The 312-nt window shown below is 31.7% G+C and carries 1 protein-coding gene; it reads left to right on the top strand.

Annotated elements, in window-relative coordinates; translation table 11 throughout:
• Window positions 1–94: 94 nt before the first annotated feature.
• A partial coding sequence (locus LG649_RS16000) for a carboxypeptidase-like regulatory domain-containing protein (protein ID WP_226544818.1) occupies window positions 95–312 on the top strand: 218 nt, incomplete at its 3' end.

The raw sequence follows: 312 nt of genomic DNA, 5'->3' as shown, positions 1-312 counted from the left end.
AAAAGTAAAGTATAATTTTTTGAATTAGTCACTTAAAAAATCTTTGCTGCCTCCTTTTTTCAATCTGCATAGACTAACTCAAATATAATACACAATGAAAAAAAAGTTTAGTAGATTGTTAATACTATTAATGGTATTAACTGTGCAATTTTCGTTTGCACAAGCAAAGACTATTTCTGGAACAGTAACTGACAATAGTGGACTGCCACTACCAGGAGCTACAGTTTTAGTTAAAGGCACAAATTCTGGTGCCTCAACAGATTTTGATGGGCAATATTCAATTGAAGCAAATCAAGGTAGTACACTTGTTAT

Source organism: Neotamlana laminarinivorans, assembly GCF_020523925.1.
Classification (GTDB): Bacteria; Bacteroidota; Bacteroidia; order Flavobacteriales; family Flavobacteriaceae; genus Neotamlana; species Neotamlana laminarinivorans.
The sequence above is the reverse complement of the archived record's forward strand: the minus strand, read 5'-3'. Positions and strand labels throughout refer to the sequence as shown.